The sequence below is a fragment of the Allocatelliglobosispora scoriae genome (assembly GCF_014204945.1).
GTDB lineage: Bacteria > Actinomycetota > Actinomycetes > Mycobacteriales > Micromonosporaceae > Allocatelliglobosispora > Allocatelliglobosispora scoriae.
In genome coordinates this window covers 1,976,207-1,992,323 of sequence record NZ_JACHMN010000003.1, presented here as the reverse complement: position 1 = coordinate 1,992,323, position 16,117 = coordinate 1,976,207, and the positions used below count along the sequence as shown (strand labels likewise).

Annotated in this window: 12 protein-coding genes; 3 read left to right on the top strand and 9 right to left on the bottom strand. The window is 71.5% G+C overall.

Annotated elements, in window-relative coordinates; all coding sequences use genetic code 11:
- Positions 1-78 precede the first annotated feature (78 nt).
- The 5 genes from F4553_RS35120 to F4553_RS35100 all read right to left on the bottom strand — a co-directional run bounded on the left by F4553_RS35120 (position 79) and on the right by F4553_RS35100 (position 8,138).
- Complete coding sequence (locus F4553_RS35120) at positions 79-960, bottom strand: potassium-transporting ATPase subunit C (RefSeq protein ID WP_184845199.1); 882 nt, start codon at positions 958-960, stop codon at positions 79-81.
- A complete protein-coding gene (gene kdpB / locus F4553_RS35115; RefSeq protein ID WP_184845197.1) occupies positions 960-3,098 on the bottom strand; it encodes a potassium-transporting ATPase subunit KdpB in 2,139 nt (712 codons plus the stop codon). The genes F4553_RS35120 and kdpB overlap by 1 nt, the downstream gene beginning before the upstream one ends.
- 20 nt (positions 3,099-3,118) lie before the next feature.
- Entirely contained in the window at positions 3,119-4,795 is a 1,677-nt protein-coding gene (kdpA, locus tag F4553_RS35110; RefSeq protein ID WP_184845196.1) for a potassium-transporting ATPase subunit KdpA, read from the bottom strand.
- A 368-nt stretch (positions 4,796-5,163) separates the two neighbouring features.
- Positions 5,164-7,131, bottom strand: a complete 1,968-nt coding sequence (locus F4553_RS35105; protein ID WP_184845194.1) for a potassium transporter Kup — start codon at positions 7,129-7,131, stop codon at positions 5,164-5,166.
- Between the two features lie 95 nt (positions 7,132-7,226).
- The gene (locus tag F4553_RS35100) at positions 7,227-8,138 is read right to left on the bottom strand and encodes an alpha/beta fold hydrolase (RefSeq protein WP_184845192.1); all 912 of its coding nucleotides are present in this window, start codon (positions 8,136-8,138) and stop codon (positions 7,227-7,229) included.
- A 42-nt stretch (positions 8,139-8,180) separates the two neighbouring features.
- On the opposite strand from F4553_RS35100, the gene F4553_RS35095 reads away from it, so the two are divergent.
- A complete protein-coding gene (locus F4553_RS35095; protein WP_221470608.1) occupies positions 8,181-8,708 on the top strand; it encodes a helix-turn-helix domain-containing protein in 528 nt (175 codons plus the stop codon).
- A 26-nt stretch (positions 8,709-8,734) separates the two neighbouring features.
- On the opposite strand, the gene F4553_RS35090 is transcribed toward F4553_RS35095, so the two are convergent.
- The 3 genes from F4553_RS35090 to F4553_RS35080 form a co-directional block, all read right to left on the bottom strand.
- A complete protein-coding gene (locus tag F4553_RS35090; RefSeq protein ID WP_184845188.1) occupies positions 8,735-9,874 on the bottom strand; it encodes a peptidoglycan DD-metalloendopeptidase family protein in 1,140 nt (379 codons plus the stop codon).
- Between the two features lie 37 nt (positions 9,875-9,911).
- Positions 9,912-12,527, bottom strand: coding sequence for a GH25 family lysozyme (locus tag F4553_RS35085; protein WP_184845186.1), 2,616 nt, complete (start codon positions 12,525-12,527; stop codon positions 9,912-9,914).
- 66 nt (positions 12,528-12,593) lie between these two features.
- Positions 12,594-13,127, bottom strand: coding sequence for a hypothetical protein (locus tag F4553_RS35080; protein WP_184845184.1), 534 nt, complete (start codon positions 13,125-13,127; stop codon positions 12,594-12,596).
- 135 nt (positions 13,128-13,262) lie between these two features.
- Here F4553_RS35080 and F4553_RS35075 point away from each other — a divergent pair, with 135 nt between their 5' ends.
- Complete coding sequence (locus tag F4553_RS35075; protein WP_246467567.1) at positions 13,263-14,504, top strand: sensor histidine kinase; 1,242 nt, start codon at positions 13,263-13,265, stop codon at positions 14,502-14,504.
- Positions 14,501-15,199, top strand: a complete 699-nt coding sequence (locus F4553_RS35070; protein WP_184845183.1) for a response regulator transcription factor — start codon at positions 14,501-14,503, stop codon at positions 15,197-15,199. Before F4553_RS35075 ends, F4553_RS35070 begins: the two co-directional genes overlap by 4 nt.
- A gap of 18 nt (positions 15,200-15,217) precedes the next feature.
- Here the strand turns inward: F4553_RS35070 and F4553_RS35065 are convergent, their stop codons facing one another.
- Complete coding sequence (locus F4553_RS35065) at positions 15,218-16,093, bottom strand: oxidoreductase (protein WP_184845181.1); 876 nt, start codon at positions 16,091-16,093, stop codon at positions 15,218-15,220.
- Between the last annotated feature and the right edge of the window lie 24 nt (positions 16,094-16,117).

The following is a 16,117-nucleotide window of genomic DNA, read 5'->3' as shown; positions in this document are numbered from 1 at the left end:
AACCGGCGCCCGCCGGGATCGCTGGACGTGCCCGGTGGCCGGAATCGGAGGTCCGGTCACCGGGCACGCCGGGTGGGGTCAGCCGCGGTCCAGGGCCAGGTTGAGCTCCAGGACGTTGACGGCGGGCTCGCCGAGGAAGCCCAGGCCCCGGCCGGTGGTGTGCTCGGCGATGAGCTTCCGCACGGCGTCCACGCCCAGGTGGCGCTCCCGGGCGATCCGCGGGGCCTGCAGCTCGGCGTACTCGACGCTGATGTGCGGGTCGAGCGAGCTGCCGCTGGCGGTGACCGCGTCGGCCGGGACGACCGGCCGATCAGGCGCGTCGCCCCGGATCGGGACCAGCACCCCGCCGGAGTAGTCGTCGCCGAACCGGGCGCACTCCACCGGCACGCCGCGGTAGGCGCTGAGGAACGGGGTCGCCGGGCAGGCCTGGTTGACGCTGACCGCGCGGGTCACGGTGCCGGTGAGGCCGCCGGAGTAGAAGACCCGCAGCGTCGCGCCGAGACCGTCGCCGGTGCAGTAGGGCCGGGCACCGCTGACCCCCTCCAGCCGACCGACCGCCAGGCTGCGGGCGCAGACCTGGGTGAGCAGCGACTGCGCGCTGCCGTCGCCGTCGGCGGAGTTCGGGTCGAGGGCCGGGTCGCCGAGGGTGTCCTCGATGCTCTCCGGGCCGAGGTTGCTCGCCGCGGTGGCGTCCGGGTCGTAACCGGAGGCCGACGGGCGGGACTGGAAGTATTTCGGCACCGGGTTGCCGTCGGCGTCGGTGAACGACTGGCCGATCAGCGAGCTGCCGACCGGCTGCCCGTTCACCTCGACGATAGAGCCGCCGGCCTTGGCATCGAGCCCGGGCAACTGGGCGACCCCGGTGACGACCAGCGGGTACGCGACGCCGAGCAGCAGCGTGAAGAGCAGGACGGCGCGCAGGGCGGCGATGTGCTGTGAGATCCACCGTGGCAGGCGCATTACGAGATCCCCCCGACGAGGTTGAGCAGGACATCAATGATCTTGATGCCGAGGAATGGTGCGACGATGCCGCCGAGGCCGTAGACCCAGAGGTTGCGGGTCAGCAGCGCGCCAGCGCTGCTCGGCTTGTAACGCACGCCGCGCAGTGCCAGCGGGATCAGCGCGATGATCACCAGCGCGTTGAAGACGACGGCGGACAGGATCGCCGACTCGGGGCTGCCCAGCCGCATGATGTTGAGCTTGTCGAGGTCGGGGTAGACGACCGCGAACATCGCCGGGATGATCGCGAAGTATTTCGCGATGTCGTTGGCGATGGAGAACGTGGTCAGGGCACCCCGGGTGATGAGGAGCTGCTTGCCGATCTCGACGATCTCGATCAGCTTCGTCGGGTCGGAGTCGAGGTCGACCATGTTGCCGGCCTCCTTCGCCGCCGACGTGCCGGTGTTCATCGCCACGCCGACGTCGGCCTGGGCGAGCGCCGGCGCGTCGTTGGTGCCGTCGCCGGTCATCGCGACGAGCCGGCCGCCCTCCTGCTCCGTGCGGATCAGGGCGAGCTTCTCCTCCGGGGTCGCCTCGGCGAGGAAGTCGTCGACTCCGGCCTCCTCGGCGATCGCCTTCGCGGTCTGCGGGTTGTCCCCGGTGATCATCACGGTACGGATGCCCATCCGGCGCATCTCGGCGAAGCGCTCCCGCATCCCGGCCTTGACGATGTCCTTGAGGTGGATCACGCCGAGCGCCCGGGCCGGTGCGTCGCCGAGCTTCTCGGCCACCACCAGCGGCGTACCGCCGGCGGAGCTGATCGCGTCGACGGCCGGGCCGACGTCGTCTGTGGGGTGGCCGCCGTTGTCGCGGACCCACTTCATGACCGCGGCCGCGGCGCCCTTGCGGATCCGCCGGCCGTCGATGTCGACCCCCGACATCCGGGTCTGCGCCGTGAACGGCACGAAGGCGGCGTCGGCCATCGCGCCGTCCGCGCGGGCCCGCAGGCCGTGCGCCTCCTTCGCCAGCACGACGATCGACCGGCCCTCCGGTGTCTCGTCGGCGAGGCTGGAGAGCTGCGCCGCGTCGGCGAGGGTGAGCGGTTCGACGCCGTCGACCGGCAGGAACTCGGCGGCCTGGCGGTTGCCGAGGGTGATCGTGCCGGTCTTGTCGAGCAGCAGCGTGTTGACATCGCCCGCAGCCTCCACCGCCCGGCCGCTCATCGCGAGCACGTTGCGCTGCACCAGGCGGTCCATCCCGGCGATGCCGATCGCCGAGAGCAGGGCGCCGATCGTGGTCGGGATGAGGCAGACCAGCAGCGACGCGAGCACGATGCCGCTGACACCGGTGCCGTCGAGCGCGGCGGTGTCGGGGGCCGCGCCCTGCCAGCCCTTGGCGAAGACCGCCATCGGCTGCAGCGTGACCACCGCCAGCAGGAACACGATCGTCAGGCTGGCGAGCAGGATGTTGAGCGCGATCTCGTTGGGGGTCTTCTGCCGGTCGGCGCCCTCGACGAGCGCGATCATCCGGTCGATGAAGCTCTCCCCCGGCTTCTGGGTGATCCTGACGACGATCCGGTCGGAGAGGACCTTCGTGCCGCCGGTGACGGCGCTGCGGTCACCGCCGGACTCCCGGATCACGGGTGCGGACTCGCCGGTGATCGCGGACTCGTCGACGCTGGCGATGCCCTCGACCACGTCACCGTCGCCGGGGATGATCTCGCCCGCCTCGACGACGACGATGTCGCCCTGCGCGAGCGCCGACGCCGCCACCGCCGCTTCCCGGTACGCCGTCGCGCCCTCACGCCAGCCGGTGAGCCGTCGGGCGATCGTGTCCTTCTTCGCCTGGCGCAGTGTCGCCGCCTGCGCCTTGCCCCGGCCCTCCGCCACCGCTTCGGCGAGGTTGGCGAAGACGACGGTCAGCCACAGCCAGATCGTGATCGACCAGGCGAACAGGGAGGGGTGGGCAACGGCGAGCACGGTGGTGTAGACGGCGCCGACCTCGACGATCAGCATCACCGGGTTGCGCCACAGGGTGCGCGGGTCGAGCTTGCGGGCCGCGTCGGGCAGCGACCGCAGCAGTTGCCGGGGGTCGAGCAGGCCGCCACCGACCACACGCGGTCCGGACCTTTCGGGGGTGGTCACAGTCGTGACACTCATGGTCATCGTCTCTTTCGCAGTCACAGGCCCTCGGCCAGCGGGCCGAGCGCGAGCGCGGGGAGGAAGGTCAGCGCGACGAGGACGACCACGACGCCGACCACCATCCCGATGAACAGGGGCTTGTGGGTGGGCAGCGTGCCCGCCGAGGCCGGGGTGGGCTGCTGCGCGGCGAGGGATCCGGCGAGGCCGAGCACGAGAATGATCGGCAGGAAGCGGCCCAGCAGCATCGCCAGCCCCAGCGCGGTGTCCCACCACGGGGTGTTGACGGTGATGCCGGCGAAGGCCGACCCGTTGTTGTTCGCCGCCGACGTGAAGGCGTAGAGCACCTCGGCGAACCCGTGCGGGCCGACGTTCAGGGCCGTCGAACTGTTGCCGGTCGCGAGCGCCGCGGCTGTTCCGACGAGTACGAGCGCCGGGGTCACCAGGAAGTAGAGCGACGCGAACTTCATCTCCCGGGCGCCGATCTTCTTGCCCAGGTATTCGGGGGTGCGCCCGACCATGAGCCCGGCCACGAAGACCGTGATCACCGCGATGACGAGCATGCCGTAGAGGCCGGAGCCCGTGCCGCCCGGAGCGACCTCGCCGAGCATCATGTTGACGATCGGCATCATCCCGCCGAGCGGGGTGAACGAGTCGTGGAACGAGTTGACCGCACCGGTCGAGGTCAGTGTCGTGGCCGCGGCGAAGGTGGACGAGTCGGCGACGCCGAACCGGACCTCCTTGCCCTCCAGCGCGGCGCCGACCGCCTGCGGCACCGTGCCGCCGGCGGAGAGCTCGAACGCGTTGGTCAGGGCGATGCTCGCGATGGCGAGGATGCCCATCACCGCGACGATCGCGTAGCCCTGGCGGTTGTCGCCGACCATCCGGCCGAAGACCCGGGGCAGGCTGAACGGGATCAGCAGCAGCAGGAAGATCTCCAGCCAGTTGGTCCAGCCCGTCGGGTTCTCGAAGGGGTGCGCCGAGTTGGTGTTGTAGAAGCCGCCGCCGTTGGTGCCGAGCTCCTTGATCGCCTCCTGGCTGGCGACCGGGCCGCCGGTGAGGTGCTGGCTGCCGCCGGTGAGGGTGGTGACCAGCGAGCCGTCGGTCAGGTTCTGCACCACGCCGCCGATGAGCAGCGCGACCGCCGCGACGATCGACAGGGGCAGCAGGATGCGGCAGGTGATGCGGGTCAGGTCCACCCAGAAGTTGCCCAGGGTGCCCGAGCGGTGCCGGGCGAAGCCGCGGACCAGCGCGATCGCGACCGCGATGCCGACGGCGGCGGAGACGAAGTTCTGCACCGCGAGACCGGCCATCTGCACGACGTGCGTCATCGTCGACTCACCCGAATAGGCCTGCCAGTTGGTGTTCGTCACGAAGCTGACCGCCGTGTTCCAGCCCAGGTGCGGGAAGACCCGGTCGTCGATCCCGGCCGAGAGGGCCGGGCCGAGCGAGGCGAGGAGGTGGTCCTGCAGGCGCAGGAAGCCGTAGAGGAAGAGCAGCGAGATCACCGAGAAGGCGAGCACGCTGCGCGCGTAGACCCCCCAGGACTGCTCGGCGTCCGCGTCGACGCCGACCGCCCGGTAGATGCCGCGCTCGGCCCGGCTGTGGCGGGTGGCCGAGACCACCCCGTACATGTGGTCGCCGAGGTAGCGGTACGCGACCGCCAGGGCGGCGAGCAGCGAGAGGATGAAGATCACTCCGGCGGATGTCGTGGTCATCTGCTCGGCCTCAGAACTTTTCCGGGAACAGCAGGGCGGCGACCATGAGGAGCGCCAGGCCGCTGGCGATGATCAAGCCGATCAGGTTGGTGCTCACAGCCGCTCAGCTCCCCGGACGACGAGGGCGAGCACTGCGAACAGCCCCACCGTGAGCAACACGAAAGCCATGTCGGCCACCGTGCGCCTCCTTCGTTTGTCGACGATGTATGCGATGCCTCGGCATCCCGCGATCCGGTGGATTCACCGGCCGCGAGTAGGAGTGAACTCGCATTTCATCGCCGCAAACGGGTTCCTGACGCTTTGGATACGCAGGTCGGCGGTTTCTTGACGCGATCTTGACGGCGGGGTGGGCGCCCTCACCCCGCCGCTCAGACCTCGATGTGGGAGCCCGTGATGACGGTGCGGTCGCGGGGCAGCGAGAAGTGCTCGGCGGCGTCCGCGGTGATGTGGGAGGTGGCGATGAACAGCCGCTTGCGCCAGGCCGCCATCGTGGGCTCGTCGCCGGCCCGCAGCTCGATCTTCGACAGGAAGTAGGAGGCGTCGTGCAGCTCCAGCTCGCCCTCGGTCTGGGTCAGGTCCAGCGTACGCAGCGCGGCCGGGATGTCCGGCGTCTCCATGTAGCCGTAGCGGGCGGTGACGTGGATGATGCCGTCGGCGGGGTTGCCGAGGTGGTCGACGGTGAGCCGCTCGCCCGCCGGGACCCGGGGCACCGGCTGGGTCTCGATCGACACGATGACGATGTGCTGGTGGCGGACGTGGTTGTGGTCGACGTTGGCCCGCAGGGCCAGGGGTGCGGTCTGCTTGCCGCGGTTGAGGAAGACCGCCGTGCCGGGCACCCGGCGCAGGAGCGCCTTGCCGTTGCGCAGCCGGTCGACGAACTCGGTCAGCGATCCCTCGCGGCGTTCGCGCTCGGCGGTGACGATCTCCCGGCCGCGCTGCCAGGTGGTCATGACGGTGAACGCGGTGAGGCCGATCAGCAGCGGCAGCCATGCGCCGTGGGCGAGCTTGGTGAGGTTGGCGGCGACGAAGAGCAGGTCCACGGTCATCAGCACGGCGCCGCCGGTGACGAGGATCCATAGTGGAGTTTTCCACGTGGCGCGGGCGACGTAGAGGAACAGCAGCGTGGTGATGGTGATGGTGCCGGTGACGGCCATGCCGAACGCGAAGGCCAGCGCCGCCGAGGTGCGGAACGCGAAGACCAGCGTGAGCACGGAGAAGAGGAGCACCCAGTTGATCCACGGCACGTAGATCTGGCCCTTGCTGGACTCGGAGGTGTGCGCGATCCGCAGCCGGGGCAGGTAGCCCAGCTGGGCTGCCTGCGACGCGACCGAGTAGGCACCCGTGATCACTGCCTGGGCGGCGATGACCGTCGCGGCGGTGGCGAGCAGGACCAGCGGCAGCCGGGCCCACCCGGGGACGAGGAGGAAGAACGGAGCGCTGATGTTGGCCGGGTCCTTCAGGATCAGCGCACCCTGCCCCAGGTAGCTGAGCACGCACGCGGGCAGGACGAGCAGCAGCCAGCCCCGGGTGATGGCGCGGCGGCCGAAGTGCCCCATGTCGGCGTAGAGCGCCTCGGCACCGGTCACCGCCAGCACGATCGCGGCGAGCGAGAAGAACGCGATGTGGAAGTGGCCGGCGAGGAACTTCAGCCCGTAGAGCGGTGACAGTGCCCGGAGGATGTCGGGGTGGTGCGCGATCCCGCCGATGCCGCAGGCGGCGATCACCAGGAACCAGGCGATCATGATGGGCCCGAACACCCGGCCGACCGCGGCCGTGCCCCGGCGCTGCACCATGAACAGCACGACGATGATGACGGCGGTGATCGGGATGATCAACCGCTCGAGGGAGGGGTTGACGACCTTGAGACCCTCCACGGCGGACAGGACCGAGATCGCCGGGGTGATCATGCTGTCGCCGAAGAAGAGGGCGGCGCCGAAGATGCCCAGCGCCGCCAGGAACGCCGTCGCCCGCCTGCCGCCGGGAGCGCCCTGCCGCCGCAGCAGCGTGATCAGCGCCATGATGCCGCCCTCGCCGTCGTTGTCGGCGCGCATCGCCAGCAGCACGTAGGTGAGCGTCACGATGATCATGACGGACCAGAAGATCAGTGACACGACCCCGAAGACGTTGTCGGTGCTGACCGGCACGGGGTGCGGATCCGCCGGGCTGAACACGGTCTGCATCGTGTAGATCGGGCTGGTGCCGATGTCGCCGAAGACGACACCCAGCGCGGCCACCACCACACCGAGCCTCACCACATCGCGTGCGCCCGGACGATGAGCCGGCTGCGGCCCACCCGCCGGGTCGCCCGGATCGGCCGCCTGCTGCCGGTCAGTCACCACGCTTCTCCTTCGTCACGGGACGCGGCATCGCGAATGATCCGGCATCCCGCCGGAGACTACCGTTCCCGTTCAGCGGACCACGGGAAGCAGCTTCACCGCACCGGGGCAGGCGGGGTGCCCTCCTCCCCCATCCCACCGGCGCGGCGGCCGGTGACGAGGTCGGCGACGGCCTGTGCGACAGCCTCCTCGCCCCGCAGGTGGATCGTGACGTGGCCGGCCGCGACCGGGCGGACCTCGCCCCTCGGCACCGACGCCGCGAAGTCGGTGTAGAGCCGGAGCTTGGCGTCGATCTCCCCCTGGAGCAGCGATGCGGGGATGCCCGCGGAGACGGCGGTCTTGAAGGGGTCGACCTCGGCCGAGGAGAGGATCAGCAGCGGGACGTCGGGCAGCGGACCGGCGGCGCGCATCTCGGCGTAGATCCGGTCGAGGTTGCTCGCCTCCTGGAGGCCGATCCGGAGCCCGCGCGGGCTGGCGTGGTAGTCGATGAGCGGCTCGCGGACCTCGGCGGGCCAGCTCGCCAGCTCCTGCGCGAACAGGCTCCGGTAGAACTGCAGCACCTCGGCGGGCAGCTCGTCGAAGGACGCCGCGACCTCGCCCGCGTCGAAGCCCTCCCAGATCTCGCGCAGCGGTGCGGGCATCGCCGCGTTGTAGTCCTCGTGAGCCGGATCGAGCAGCAGCAGAGCCGCCACCTCGCCGGGGAACCGGGTCGCGTAGAAGCGCGCGTAGAGACCGCCGAGCGAGTGCCCGACCAGCACGTAGGGGCCCTCGACGGTGGCGTGGAGCAGCGACCGCAGCTCGTCGGTCGCCTCGGTCAGGGTGCGCGGCAGGTCTGCGGCGGCGCCGTCGCCCGTCCCGGCCCGGTCGTAGATCACGCTGGTGGTCAGCTCGGCGGCCCGGCGGTGCACATTCCAGTAGTCGCGGCCGATCGTGCCGGCGCCGGGCAGGAAGACGACCGCCGGGCGGCCGTCGCGGGGTACGGCGAGGGGTGAGGTTAGCGTTTCCATATTTGGGAATGGTACCAGATATGGGAGAGTAGCCGGGTGGACATGGTCGACCTCCTCCTGCACCCGGTGCGGATCCGCATCGTGCACGCCTTCGCCGGCGGACGCAGCCTCACCACCGCCGAGCTCGGGGAGCACCTCCCCGACGTGCCCAAGACCACCCTGTATCGCCAGGTCGGGATACTCGCCACCGCCGGGCTGCTGGAGGTCGTCGGGGAGCAGCGGGTGCACGGGGCGGTGGAGCGGACCTACCGGCTCGACCGGGCGCGCACGCGCATCAGCCCGCAGGAGGCCGCGGCGATGACGATCGACGACCACCGCGACGGCTTCGCCGCCGCCATGGGCGCCCTGCTCGCCGACTTCAGCGCCTACCTCGACCGGCCGGACGCCGACCCCACCGCGGACATGGTCGGTTACGTGCAGATCCCGCTGTGGCTGAGCGCGGCGGAGATCACGGCGATGGCCGAGCAGCTCCGCGCGATGCTCCTGCCCCATATGGACAACGCACCGGAGCCGGGACGCCGGCTCTACCTGCTGAGTCCGATCATCTTCCCGATCGACCAGCAGCCCTGAGCGCGTCCCGGCTCCGGATGCGTCGGCTAGATGAGCCGGCCGAGCGCCGCCCAGGTGTTGGGGCCGGGGATCCCGTCCACCGGGCCGGTGTACCCACCGAGCTGGGCCATCCGCTGCAGCGCCGCGTAGGTGTTCACGCCGGGCGCCCCGTCGATCGGGCCGCCGTAGCCGAAGCCCGCGAGCACCTTCTGCACGCCCTTCCACGAGTTGACGCCCAGCGCGCCGTCGATCGGGCCGGTGTACCCGCCGAGCTTGGCGAGCCGCTGCAGCGCCGCGTAGGTGTTCGGGCCGGGTACGCCGTCGATCGGGCCGCCGTAGCCGAACCCGCGCAGCACCGTCTGCAGCCCTTTCCAGGAGTTGACGCCCAGCGCCCCGTCGACCGGGCCCGCGTAGCCGCCCTTCTGCGCCAGCCGCTGCATCGCGGCGTAGGTGTTGCCGCCGGGTACGCCGTCGATCGGGCCGGTGTACCCGTAGCCCCGGACCACCTGCTGGACGCCGAGCCACGTATACGTGCCGGGCACGCCGTCCACCGGACCCGTGTAGCCGCCCGCCTGGCCGATCTCCTGCAGGATCACGCCCTGCGACGACGTACCGGGGCCGGGCGGAGGTACGCCGGGGCCCGACACGTAGGTGAGCGGGTTGATCCGCACGCCGCTCGGGTTGATCATGTGCCAGTGCAGGTGCGGGCCGGTGGAGCTGCCCGAGCCGTCCGCACCGCGGGCACCGCCGGACCGCCCGACGACAGAGCCCGCGGCGACGCTCGTACCGTTGGCGAGCAGGAACTGCGACAGGTGCATGTACTGGCTGCGGTACCCGTCGGCATGGTAGATCGTGACGGTGTGGCCGCCGGTGCCGTTGTAGGGGATGTTCTGGATGGTGCCGGCACCGCAGGCCGGCAGGGACGTGCCGACGCCCATGCCGAAGTCGATGCCGCCCAGCGAGCCGGCGTTGAGGTGGTCCTGCCACGTGCCGGTGATGGGGTAGGCGCTGAACGGGTTGTAGATCGCCGGGGCGGCGTAGGCGAGGCCGGGCAGCACGAGCCCGCCCGCCACGAGCCCGCCGCCGACCGCCGCACCCTGCCACAGCAGCGCGCGACGGCTGATCGCGGTGGTGCCGTGGCCGTCGTCCTGAGCGTCGCCGCAGCACGGGCGCGCTTCGTCTTGCATCGTCAACGTTCCTCCCAGGGTGAGATGTCGAAAGAGGTCACGCGACCAGATTGGCCAGCGCGCGGTAGGTGTTCGGGCCGGGTACGCCGTCGATCGGCCCGGTGTAGCCGCTGGTCTGGGCGAGCCGCTGCACCGCCGTGTAGGTGCCCGCCCCCGGCACCCCGTCGATCAGGCCGGCGTAGTCCCAGCCCCGGAAGCAGGCCTGCAGGCCGCGCCAGCTGAAGGACCCGAGGACCCCGTCGGCCGGTCCGGTGTAGCCGCCGAGCTTCGCCATCCGCTGCATCGCGGCGTAGGTGGCCGTGCCCGGGACGCCGTCGATCGGACCGGTGTAGCCGAAGCGGCGCAGCACGGTCTGGACGCCCTTCCAGCTGTTGACACCCATCACACCGTCGATCGGGCCGGTGTATCCCCCGGCGGTCGCCAGCGTCTGCAGCGCCCGATAGGTGTTGGCGCCCGGCGCGCCGTCGAGCGGACCGGCGTACCCGTAGCCGCGGACCACGGTCTGGACGCCCTTCCAGCTGTTGACACCCATCACACCGTCGATCGGGCCGGTGTATCCCCCGGCCTTGCCGATCTTCTGCAGCACCGTGCCGTCCGCCGTCGAGATCGGACCGGGGCCGCCGGACGTCACGCTCAGGTAGCTCCGGATCCCGGCGAAGGTGTTCGGGCCGGGGGAGCCGTCGATCGGCCCGGTGTAGCCGTAGTCGGCCGCGAGGCGCTGCAGCCCGGTGTAGGTGTTCGGACCGGGCACCCCGTCGAGGGGGCCGGTGTAGTAGCCCTGCGACAGGACGGTCTGCACGCCCCGCCAGCTGTTGACGCCGAGGACACCGTCGACCGGGCCGGTGTAGCCGCCGCGCTGGCCGAGCTGCTGCAGGGTCTTGGCGTCCGCCGTCGAGATGGTGACGGCCCCGCCGGTCTGCGCGAGGTAGCCGCGCAGTCCGGCATAGGTGTTCGGGCCGGGTACGCCGTCGATCGGCCCGGTGTAGCCGCCGCGCTGCGCGAGCTGCTGGAGTCCTCTGTAGGTATTGGCACCGGGGATCCCGTCGATCACCCCGGTGTAGAGGCCGAGCTGCTTGAGCAGGGTCTGCACGCCCTTCCAGCTGTTGACGCCGAGGACACCGTCGATCGGGCCGACATAGCCGCCGAGCTGTGCCACGCGCTGCACGGTGACGCCGTCGGCGAGCGGGATGTCCGGCACCGGATCGGGGACCGGGTTCGGCCCGGGCGGCGGGAGCGTCGCGGATCCGAAGGCGTCAGGCTTGGCGTAGTTCACGTCGACCGTGACGCCCCGGATCGATCCGGAGCTGCTGAACTGGTGGATCGCCCAGGTCGGATAGGCGGTGCCGATCTCGGGGCTGCCCGGCGCCACGTCGTAGTGGGCGATCCAGAGCTTCGCACCGGTCGCCTGGGTCTGCGTCCAGGTCTTCGACCGGAGCAGCGAGGAGTAGGTGTAGAGGAACGGCGTCGCGCCCAGCGCGGACTTGACCGCGGTGATGAACGCCGCCGTCTGGGCGTCGGTCCAGACCGGACTGCCGTCGATCCCCTCGACATCGATCATCAGCGGATCACCGGCCCGGTAGTCGTGCAGGTGCGCCAGGTAGTAGGCGGCGTCACCGGCGGCGGTGCCCCATCCGCTCATCCAGTAGTGGCCGACGAGGAGCCCGGCGGCACGGGCCGCGTCGACCTGCCGGACGTAGTACGGCGAGGTGTAGGGCTGGTGGGTGCCGTCGTTGGAGCCGCCGGACTTGACGACGCAGAACCGGTACCCGGCGCTGCGCGCGGCGAGGAAGTCGAGGTTCGCCTGGCTGGTGCCGACGTCGAGCCCGTAGATCGCGCTGCCCGCGGGCGGGTTCGGTGCCGGTCCCGGGCCGGGCGGCGTGGACGGCGGGTGCGAGACGAGCCAGGCGGACACGCCGCGGATGGTGTTCGGGCCGAGGACGCCGTCGACGGGCCCGGTGTAGCCGCCGTCCTGCGCCAGCGACTGGATCGCCCGGTAGGTGTTGGTCCCGGGCACCCCGTCGATCGGACCGGTGTAGCCGTAGCCCTTGACCGCGGTCTGCACGCCCTTCCAGCTGTTGACGCCCATCGCACCGTCGACCGGGCCGGTGTAGCCGCCGCGCTGGGCCAGCGTCTGCAGCACCTTCTGATCGGCGACGGTGAGGGCGTAGGGCGCCGGGCCCGGGTTGTTGCCCGGACCGGGAGTGCCCACATCGGACATCCGGGAGCCGACGTTGTCCAGGGTCCAGCCCAGATAGATCAGTCCGGACAGCGAGTTGTAGGTCGGCACGGCCTGGGTGCCGATGCAGTATCCGCCGGGGGCGAAGTCCTGCCCGCCCGAGAGCTGCGACGACGCCATCAGGCAGCGGGTGCCGCCGCCGTCGAGGTCGAGGGCGACGTGGCCGGGGTCGGGATCGCCGTGGTCGGCCCACCAGTGGAAGGCACCGCGCGGCGCGGCGGAGTAGTCGGTGTTGCGGGCACCGGACGCTCGGTAGGCCTGATAGGCGGTGTCCGCCGAATCGCTCAGACCGCAGGCCCGGAACATCAGGGCCTGGCACATTCCGCTCCAGTTGTAGCCGTTGTAGAAGCCGCCACCACCGGCGGTCGTGACGTTCTGGCGGGCCCACTGCTCGGCTCCGGCGACGGTTCTCGTCAACTCATGCTCCTTGAAGGGGGCGCGGCGACACCGTCGACGGGATCACCGCTGCGAGGAAGATCGGAATCAGAGGACTGACAGGCGGGCGGAGGCGAGCAGCGTCTCCGAGCCCACCAGCTGTGCCCGCAGCAGCGGATGCGCCCCGATCGCGGCGGTCGGCACGGCGCCGAGACGCAGCCACCGGTCCAGCAGCACGGTGCCCGACGCATCGGTGTCGAGGTCCAGGTATCCGAGCCGGCGGGCCGGCTTCGGTCCCGGCGCCGCCTCGAACCACAGGCTGCGACCGGCCGCGTGGAACTCGCTGAGCGAGAACCGCACCCGGCGATCGGCCAGCGGCAGGCCGCCCGCCGTGAGCGTGAACGTCACCCCGGCGGCCGCCCGGGCGCGGGGCTCGGCTGCCGGCCACCCGTAGCCGCCCGCGGAGAACGCTCCTCGGACGGTCCGGTCGCCGCTGGTCCGGTCCGCTGCCGATGGGCTCGCGGCGGCGGCCGCACCACCGGTCGCCGACGCCAGGATCACCGCCGGCACCAGCGCACCGGTGCCCCTGAGGATGACGCGGCGGGGCACCATCCGCGTACCGCCATCGATCGATTCAGGCACTTGTCCTCCTTGGATCCGTTGACGAAACGCCCTATCTACGCCGACCCCGCTGAAGTACCTTCATCGTTGCGTGTCGCTGATCCGCTGTGACCCAACGAATCCGCGGACTTCGCCGTCGGCCACCCGAGGAGGACCATGAGCGGTCGGAACGGGCTGTGGCGTGTCGCGGATCTGCCGACGACCAGGGCCGGTGTCGAGCGGGCGTTCTCCTACTTCACCGCCGGGGTCCGCCTGGGCACGATCGCGCAGATGGTCCCCGCCGTCACCGCCGGGGTCGCGACGTCACCGCGTCCGGGCGCCTACCTCGCGAGCTGGCTCGCCGCGGCAGCCGCGGCCACCGCGGTGAGCATCACGACGCTGGTACGCCGCCGCCCGCTCGGCGCGGTCGCGGCAGCGGCGGACTTCGCCCTCGCCTCCGCACTGCTGGCCCTGGGCCCCCTGGTCCTCGCGTCGGGGGAACGGTTCGGCACCTGGATGGCGTACCAGCCGGGCTATGCCCTGTCGATCATCATCACCGCGAGCGGCATCCGCAGCCTCACCCTGTGGGCGGGCGGCCTGCTCGGCATCATCGCCGGCTACCTCGTCTACATCCACGGCGAGGTCGGCGAGAACATGACCTCGACCGCCGTCGGCAACATCATGACCTACATCGTCTACGCGCTGGTCGGGCGCATGTTCTTCGGCTACACCCGCCGCATCGCGCACGACGCCGACATCTCGCGGGCCCGCGTCGCGGAGCTGGCCCGGCGGGAGGAGGAGCGGCGCGCCCAGGTGATGATGCACAACGGCGTCGCCGTCATGCGCCTGCTCACCGAGCCCGGGACCGAGGTCTCCCGGTCCCGGCTCATCGGCCAGGCCGAGGTGGAGCTGCAGCGGATGCGCTCCTATCTGCGCGGACGGACCCTGGCCGGGGACGGGACGCTCGTGGGTGGAGCGACCGGCGCCGAGCCGCCGGCGGAGCTCGCCGTGATGATCCAGCGCGTGTGCGACCGGTTCGCCGACCTGAACATCGACGCGCTGCTCGACCTCGGCACCGGCCTGAGCATCCCCGCCGAGCAGGCCGAGGCTCTCGAACGCGCGCTGGAGAGCCTGCTGCTCAACGTACGCGTGCACGCCCGGGCGAGCGGGGTCGTCGTGCACCTCGACGGTGGCGACGGCTGGACCCTCACCGTGCGCGACGACGGGGTCGGGTTCGACCCGGCGACGATGACCGCCGGGGTCGGGCTGCGCGAGGTCGTCATCGGCGAGCTGCGGATGAGCGGGCTCGACATCGAGATCGAGTCCGCCGTGGGTGAGGGGACGACGGTGACGATCCGGTCGGAACCCGGATCGGGGGCCGGTCGCCGGACCCGGAGCGCCTACCTGGACGCGCCGTGACCGCCACGGTGGCGGTCGTCGACGACGCCTCGCTGATCCGCGAGTCGATCGGCCTGCTCATGCCGGGCCTCGAGGTCGTCGCCGCGGTCGCGACGGTGGAGGAGCTCGTCAGCCGACGTCCCGTGGTCGACGTCGTCCTGCTCGACCTGCACCTGGCCAACCTCGAACTGCAGCCCGACGTACGCCAGGGCATCGCCGCGATCCGCGCGCTGACCGGCTGCGGCTACCGGGTCTGCGTCTACACCCAGGAGGAGCGCCGCTTCGTCCTGGCGGCCTGCATCGCGGCGGGTGCCAGCGGCATCGTCTCCAAGGCGCTGCCGTCGAGCCGGGCCGAGCAGATCTTCCTCGAGGTCGCCGCCGGGGGCACGGCGGTGCCGCAATCGGTCGTGGGGATCCTCGAGGTGCTGGTCCGGCGCGACTGCATCACCCTGCTCAGCGAGCGGCAGCGCCAGATCCTGCACGGCCGGGCCCGCGGCCTGAGCTACGCCCGGATCGCCCAGCAGCTCTACGTGAGCGAGTCCACGCTGCGCGGCTACTGGCTCGACCTGACCCGGTCGCTCTCGGACTCGCTGCGCAGCCTCACCCCGGGCGAGATCGAACGCGCTCTCGGGCTCGCACCGGGCGACCTGCTGGAGTTCTGGTCCGAGGAGACGACCGAGCTGCGGGACTGGTGGCGCATCGGCGAGGGCGGCTGAGCCCGCCGCGTCGGCGTGTCAGCCGCCGATGGCGTCGAGTTCCGCCGCCGCGTCGGCCGGGAGGTCGAGCCCGGCACCGGCGATGTTCTGCTCCAGGTGGTCCACGGAGGACGTGCCGGGGATCAGCAGGATGTTGGGCGAGCGCCGCAGCAGCCAGGCGAGGGCCACCGCCATCGGGGTCGCGTCGAGGCGCAGTGCGACCGAGCGCAGGGCGCCGGACTGCAGCGGCGTGAACCCGCCGAGCGGGAAGTAGGGCACGTAGGCGATGCCCTGCCGGGCGGTCAGGTCCACCAGCGCGTCGTCCTCCCGGTGGGCGATGTTGTAGAAGTTCTGCACACAGACCACCGGCGCGATCGTCTGAGCCTCGGCGAGCTGGTCGGCGTCGACGGTGCTGAGCCCGAGGTGCCGGATGAGCCCCTGCTGCCGCAGCTCGGCGAGGGCCTCGAACTGCGGCGCGATCGACCCCGGCACCGCCGAGTGGCCGTCGCTGCCGCCGCCGACGCGGAGGTTGACCACGTCGAGGGTGTCGACGCCGAGGCTGCGCAGGTTGTCGTGGACCTGGGCGCGCAGGGCGTCCGGCTCCCGCGAGTGCAGCCAGGCGCCGGTCTCGTCGCGGCGGGCGCCCACCTTGGTGACGATGTGCAGCCCGTCGGCGTAGGGCGCGAGCGTGTCGCGGATGAGCTCGTTCGTCACGCGCGGGCCGTAGAAGTCGGCGGTGTCGATGTGCCGGATCCCGCGCTCCACGACCGCCCGCAGGACGGCCGCCGCGGCGTCGGGGTCCTTCGGCGGTCCGAAGACCCCGGGCCCGGCGAGCTGCATGGCGCCGTAGCCCACCCGGGTGAGGGCGAGGTCGGCGACACGGTAGACGCCGCCGGGGAGCTCCTGGGATGACATGGTGTCCTTCCTGCTCGCGGGCGA

Coding starts and splice junctions, on each gene's coding strand:
- F4553_RS35120 (WP_184845199.1), bottom strand. CDS start 960: ATGCGCCTGCCACGGTGGATCTCACAGCACATCGCCGCCCTGCGCGCC.
- kdpB (WP_184845197.1), bottom strand. CDS start 3,098: ATGAGTGTCACGACTGTGACCACCCCCGAAAGGTCCGGACCGCGTGTG.
- kdpA (WP_184845196.1), bottom strand. CDS start 4,795: ATGACCACGACATCCGCCGGAGTGATCTTCATCCTCTCGCTGCTCGCC.
- F4553_RS35100 (WP_184845192.1), bottom strand. CDS start 8,138: ATGGAAACGCTAACCTCACCCCTCGCCGTACCCCGCGACGGCCGCCCG.
- F4553_RS35095 (WP_221470608.1), top strand. CDS start 8,181: ATGGTCGACCTCCTCCTGCACCCGGTGCGGATCCGCATCGTGCACGCC.
- F4553_RS35090 (WP_184845188.1), bottom strand. CDS start 9,874: ATGCAAGACGAAGCGCGCCCGTGCTGCGGCGACGCTCAGGACGACGGC.
- F4553_RS35075 (WP_246467567.1), top strand. CDS start 13,263: ATGAGCGGTCGGAACGGGCTGTGGCGTGTCGCGGATCTGCCGACGACC.
- F4553_RS35065 (WP_184845181.1), bottom strand. CDS start 16,093: ATGTCATCCCAGGAGCTCCCCGGCGGCGTCTACCGTGTCGCCGACCTC.